This is a genomic window from Rhodoferax sp. (genome assembly GCF_023701345.1).
GTDB lineage: Bacteria > Pseudomonadota > Gammaproteobacteria > Burkholderiales > Burkholderiaceae_C > Rhodoferax.
Window position 1 is genome coordinate 1 of record NZ_JAMPXE010000170.1, and the last position, 5,510, is coordinate 5,510.

8 protein-coding genes are annotated in these 5,510 nt (G+C 59.0%); 2 read left to right on the forward strand and 6 right to left on the reverse strand.

Features of this window, described 5'->3' with window-relative positions; translation table 11 throughout:
* A partial coding sequence (gene purU / locus NDI87_RS16095; protein ID WP_296276510.1) for a formyltetrahydrofolate deformylase occupies positions 1 to 812 on the forward strand: 812 nt, incomplete at its 5' end.
* Between the two features lie 31 nt (positions 813 to 843).
* On the opposite strand, the gene NDI87_RS16100 is transcribed toward purU, so the two are convergent.
* The 6 genes from NDI87_RS16100 to NDI87_RS16125 all read right to left on the reverse strand — a co-directional run bounded on the left by NDI87_RS16100 (position 844) and on the right by NDI87_RS16125 (position 5,198).
* Complete coding sequence (locus tag NDI87_RS16100) at positions 844 to 1,761, reverse strand: PA2778 family cysteine peptidase (RefSeq protein WP_296276511.1); 918 nt, start codon at positions 1,759 to 1,761, stop codon at positions 844 to 846.
* 32 nt (positions 1,762 to 1,793) lie between these two features.
* The gene (locus NDI87_RS16105) at positions 1,794 to 2,189 is read right to left on the reverse strand and encodes a PA2779 family protein (protein WP_296276513.1); all 396 of its coding nucleotides are present in this window, start codon (positions 2,187 to 2,189) and stop codon (positions 1,794 to 1,796) included.
* Between the two features lie 116 nt (positions 2,190 to 2,305).
* Positions 2,306 to 3,130: an ABC transporter ATP-binding protein gene (locus tag NDI87_RS16110; RefSeq protein WP_296276514.1), complete on the reverse strand. Its 825-nt coding sequence runs from the start codon at positions 3,128 to 3,130 to the stop codon at positions 2,306 to 2,308.
* A gap of 105 nt (positions 3,131 to 3,235) precedes the next feature.
* Positions 3,236 to 3,874 carry an ABC transporter substrate-binding protein gene (locus tag NDI87_RS16115; RefSeq protein ID WP_296276515.1) on the reverse strand — a complete coding sequence of 213 codons (639 nt, stop codon included), beginning with the start codon at positions 3,872 to 3,874 and terminating at the stop codon, positions 3,236 to 3,238.
* A 48-nt stretch (positions 3,875 to 3,922) separates the two neighbouring features.
* A complete protein-coding gene (locus NDI87_RS16120; protein ID WP_296276516.1) occupies positions 3,923 to 4,534 on the reverse strand; it encodes an NAD(P)H-dependent oxidoreductase in 612 nt (203 codons plus the stop codon).
* Between the two features lie 220 nt (positions 4,535 to 4,754).
* Positions 4,755 to 5,198: a DUF4148 domain-containing protein gene (locus tag NDI87_RS16125; protein WP_296276517.1), complete on the reverse strand. Its 444-nt coding sequence runs from the start codon at positions 5,196 to 5,198 to the stop codon at positions 4,755 to 4,757.
* A 208-nt stretch (positions 5,199 to 5,406) separates the two neighbouring features.
* Here NDI87_RS16125 and NDI87_RS16130 point away from each other — a divergent pair.
* Positions 5,407 to 5,510, forward strand: a 104-nt coding sequence (locus tag NDI87_RS16130) for a LysR family transcriptional regulator (protein WP_296276518.1), incomplete at its 3' end; no start/stop codon positions are given.

Genomic DNA, 5,510 nt, shown 5'->3' on the forward strand with positions numbered 1-5,510 from the left:
ACCGCCTGGGGCTGGTGCACGCCGTGTCCGGCTTCTTGCTGGCGCGCAGCGGCAACATCGAAGAAGCCGCGCAGTTCAACGACAACGACACCGGCCTGTTTTTCATGCGCGTGCAGTTTGCCTGTGCCGAGCACAGCTTTGATGAGCTGAAAGCCCAGTTGGCCGACTTTGCCGCCCCCTTCCAGATGCAATGGAAATTGCACGCCCAGGCGCAAAAAATGCGCACCGTGATCATGGTCAGCAAAGAAGGCCATTGTCTCAACGACCTGCTGTTTCGCTGGAAAAGCGGCCTGTTGCCGCTCGACATTTGCGCCATCATCTCAAACCACCGCGAGTTTTACCAGTTGGCGGCCAGCTACAACGTGCCGTTTCACCACCTGCCGGTGAGCGCCGCCAGCAAGGCCCAGGTGGAAGCCAAACAGATCGAGATCATCGACGCCGAAGGCGCCGAACTGGTGGTGCTGGCGCGTTACATGCAAATTTTGTCAGACGACCTGTGCCGCAAGCTGACAGGCCGCGCCATCAACATCCACCACTCGTTCCTGCCCAGTTTCAAGGGCGCCAAACCCTACTACCAGGCGCATGACCGGGGTGTCAAACTGATCGGCGCCACCGCCCATTATGTGACGGCGGATCTGGACGAAGGCCCGATCATCGAGCAGGATGTGGCGCGTGTCGACCACAGCAAAACGGTCGAAGACCTGACCGCCCTGGGCCGCGACACCGAAAGCCAGGTGCTGGCCCGCGCCGTCCAATGGCACAGCGAGCACCGGGTGCTGATCAATGGTCACAGAACGGTGATTTTCAAATAGCGCCTACGCTTTGTCGGCAAGGGCTGCCGCCCTATTTATTGTCAATCTGCGCCTGCAGCGTCAGGTAGTCCGGCAAACGTCCACCGCCCAGTGCCACTGCGCGGGCAATGGCCTGGCTGGCCTCGGCGCGACGGCCCAGCTCCATCAGTACCTGCGCCAGATTGTTCCAGCCGTCGGCCAAATCGGGGTGCTTGTCCACCAGCTGGTGGTAGGCACTGGCGGCAGCCTCGCGCTGACCCAGCGCATAAGCGGTGTTGCCGGCGCCCAGCAAGGCGGTGCGGTCATCCGGCCAGCGCTGTAGCGCAGCCGCAAAAGCCCGCTGTGCGCCGCGCGCATCGGTGCGCTCCAGCGTCGCGGCGGCGGCGGTATAAGCTTGGGGTTCGGCGGTGGCGGGCAATTGCCCGGGTTGCAACGCCAGCATGGCCCAATATTTCCCGCGCGCCCAGGTACGCTCGAAAGCAGACAGCGAGATTTCCATGCGCGCCGTGCGTCCGGAATGGAGCAACAACACATGGCGATCCCGGTCAAAACCCATTACCACGGCATAGTGCCAAACCGGGTAAATTGAAAACGACAGATTCTGGAACACCAACACCGGGTTGCCTGCCGCCACTTCGCGCAGCACATCTTCAATTTTTGGTTGCAACGGGTACGCCAGCAAACCCTGCCGACGCGTCGCAGCCAGCATTTCCGGCTGTAGCGAGCCTTGGCGACCCGGCAGGTAAACCTGATCCACCAGCGCTTCTGGAGTCACCTTGACGCCCGCTGTATTAGCCACCATGGCCAGCGCGGCCGGGCCGCATTCATAGTCTTCCTGGGGGAAAAACGGCACCTGAGACAACGCGACCCGCGCCGGGAGTTCCGCCGGCCATTGCGCATCCAGCATGGCCACCTGGGGTGTGGCGCAGCCACTCAGCAGCAGCGCCACCCAAACGAAAACCCCCGTCAAAACGGGGGCTCGCAGACCTTTCAGCCAACCGGTCATCGCACCGATCGGGTGAACGGGAACACCTTGGTCAAGCCCATGATGTCGGTCACCAACAGTACGATGAACACGGTGAACAAAATGCCCAGCACATCGCCACCTGCCGGGGCCTGGTCAATGCGGCCAGCCAGTTGGGCAACTTCGCTGTCGGACATGGCAGCCACGCGCTCCTGCGCAGCCTGGGCGCTGACACCCTGGCCGAGCATGGCCTGGCGAACGTCATCACGCGCCAAAAACTGGTTCACGGTCGCACGGCTGGCGCTCTGGGTGCTGACAGCGGGGGCAGTAATTTCTTCGGTCGCCACGATGCGGGCCTGGGCGCTGAATGGCAGGCCGGCAGCGGTCATGCAGACGATCAGGCCAGTGGAGACAAGTTTTTTGAAGATTTTCATGGTGCCTCTTTGGGATGGTTGCAAAGAAACCGATTCAATCCGCATCAGGCTGCAATGTCAAGGCAATTTACAACTTGACACACCGGAGACATTCAGTACCGCGCAGTGCCAGAAGGTCATGGTGCCGGATGGCTGGCGATACCAAAATCTTCTTCCATCGTGACGGCCGGGTAATGGAACCTGACCGGGCCGTCCGGCAGTTCATTAACATACTGGAACACCAGCGGATCGGTACTTTCGCGCACCGCTTTCACCGAACCCTGAAACGCAACCTTGCCACTGTCGAGGATGACCACATGATCAGCAATCTCCAGGGTTTGCTCAAGCTCATGCGAGACAAAAATACTGGTCAGGCCCATGGCGTCATTCAGCTGACGAATCAGGTTCGCTGCGACGCGCAGCGAAATCGGATCGAGACCTGAAAACGGCTCGTCGTACATCACCAACTCCGGGTCAAGCGCAATGGCGCGCGCGATGCCGATGCGCTTGGCCATGCCGCCCGACACTTCGCTGGGCATGAGTTCACGCGCGTTGCGCAGACCCACCGCATTGAGCTTCATCAGAACAATGTCGCGGATCAGTGCTTCGGGCAAATCGGTATGCTCCCGCAGCGGAAAGGCCACGTTCTCAAACACGCTCATGTCGGCAAACAGGGCACCGAACTGGTACAGCATGCCCATGCGCCGCCTGACGGCGTAGAGTTGCGGCTGATCCATCGGGCCAATATCCTGCCCGTCAAACAGCATTTGCCCCGACCACGCGCGGCTCTGACCACCCATCAGGCGCAGCGTCGTCGTCTTGCCGCCCCCCATCGGACCGATCAGTGCCGTGACCTTGCCCCTGGGAATGCGCAGGGATACATCGTCCAGCACGGCGCGCTCACCGTAGCCAAAGCTCAGGTTGCGAAATTCAACAAGTGATGGGTTGTCGGTGGCTGGCATAAATACTCAAACCGGACGGCGCCCGGCAGGCAAATGATAGGCGATCCGGGACCGCATTGAAGCATCAATGCATCTAATTTTGCCCGCATTCTCTTGTGTTGCAGGTCAACCCTTTTTGGCATTGGACTTGTTGCGTTCTGCCAGGGCAGCGATCAAACCATCAACACCCTTTGCGTTGATTTCTTGCGCGAACTGACTACGGTAGGTTTCTACCAGCCAGACACCCATGATATTGAGGTTGTAGATTCTCCAGCCAGCGCCCTCACCGGTGGTTTTTTCCAGCCGGTAGTCCAACTGAATCGGCTCACCCCGGCCTTTGACTTTGGTACGAACGAGCAGTTCCTTGTCATCCGGGGCCGCGCGCAAGGGCTGCACGGCAATGCTCACATCACCCATCTGGGACAAAGCGCCGGCATACGTGCGCACCAGCAAAACCTTGAACTCTTCCTGCAGGCGATTTTGCTGCTCAGACGTCATTTGCCGCCAGTTCGGCCCCACTGCGGAAGCGGTCATGCGCTTGAAATTCACGCTCGGCATGAGCCTGGCATCCACCAGCGCGATGATTGCCGGCACATGGCCCGCCTGACTTGCCGGGTCAGTCTTGATGCTGTGCAGCATCTCCGAGGACAGCTGCTTGATGAATGCATCTGCAGTCTGGTCCTCAGCGTGCGCCGGCACAGCCAGCAGGCTGCTTGCAGCCAGGACGAAAACTGCGAGCAGACGAATCAATAAATGACGACGCACGATGAAACTTTCTGAAAGTGAGGGTTGGCGGAGGATCGCGATGGTGGCTTAAACCGTGGCGACTTCCATGTCGGCGCGGGCGGCGCTCAATGCCGCGGCCTTGGGCGCCTCACCCATGGCCAGACCTTCAGCGCGAACAATGCGCACGTCGGTCACGCCGAAGAAACCAAAGACCACCTTGAGGTAGCTCTCCTGGTGCTCCATGGCCTGGCCGCCTTCGCTGGTCGAATAAGCACCGCCGCGGGTGGAAGCCACGATCACGGTCTTGCCGGTGGCCAAACCCACGGGGCCTGTTTCTTTGTAAGTGAAGGTGCGACCCGGCTGCGCCAAACGATCGATCCAGGCCTTGAGCTGGGTCGGGATGGAGAAGTTGTAGAAAGGCGCGCCAATCACAATCACATCAGCGGCCAGGAACTGGCTCACCAACTGCTCGGACACCGCGTTCTCGGCGCGCTGGGCCTCGGTCGGCTCGGGCTGGGCGATGCCCTTGACGGCAATCGCATCGGCACCAAAATGGTTGGGGGCATTCAGCGCCAGGTCAAGGTACTCGACCGTGGTGTCGGGACGGCTCTTGCGCCATTCGGCGACGATCTCGGCAGTGAGTTGGCGCGAAACGGAATAAGAGCCCAGGATGCTGGAGTCAACGTGCAGTAATTTCATGGTCAATGCTTTCTTTGGTTGGATGCCAACACAAGGTGCATTGGCAATGAATTTATTCTATTTACGATTCAATTTCTTGATAAGCCGGGCAATTTGAGATACATCGTTCTATAAACAGAACAATTTAAGCGTGCAGATCTCATACCAAGGCCTTGCTTCAACAGCCATCGCGGCCTGGCGGATGCCATTTTTCATGACCATGCCGCTGTGCCGCAACAGGTCAGTTGTTGCTGTGCTGGTTGATGAGCTCGTATTCACCGCTGCGTTTTGCCTGCGCCAACTCAGCCAGCACTTGGGCGCGGGTATTGCCTTGCACTGCAGCCTTGGCCGGGTATTGGCTGGGATACAACTCGTTGAGCTTTTTGCCCGATTCACCGTTGGCAACAATGTCACCGGTGCGCTGGGCTTCAACCAACTCAGCCAGCACTTGGGCGCGGGTCTTGCCCTGCACAACGGCCTTGGCCGGGTATTGACTCGGGTACAACTCGTTGAGCTTTTTGCCCGATTCACCGTTGGCAACAATGTCACCGCTGCGTTGTGCTTCAGCCAATTCGGCACGCACCTGGTCGCGGGTCTTGGGGCCGGCCGCATCGGCGGCAAATGCATTGCCTGCGGCCAGAGCAGCCAAGGCGAGGGTGAGGGTGGAGAAATATTTGCGGTTCATGATCAGGTTCCTTGATAAGTTAAAAAAGTCGGGGCAGATGGAAGTCATTTCTTGCCGGTCCGTTCTCTCTGAGGCGATTCATGGTGTGTGCCTCATCGATGGGTTGAATTATTAAATTTCTATTTCAAAAGATAAACAATGCAACAAGCACCGATACGTTGTCGATTACGCAATAATTACGGCATTCAAAACTCCAACCGGAAGCACCATGGACCGATTGATGTCAATGCGGGTTTTTCAGAAAGTCATCGACGAGGGGGGCTTTGCCGCAGCCGCCCGGGCGCTGGACATGTCGCCGGCGGTGGTGACGCG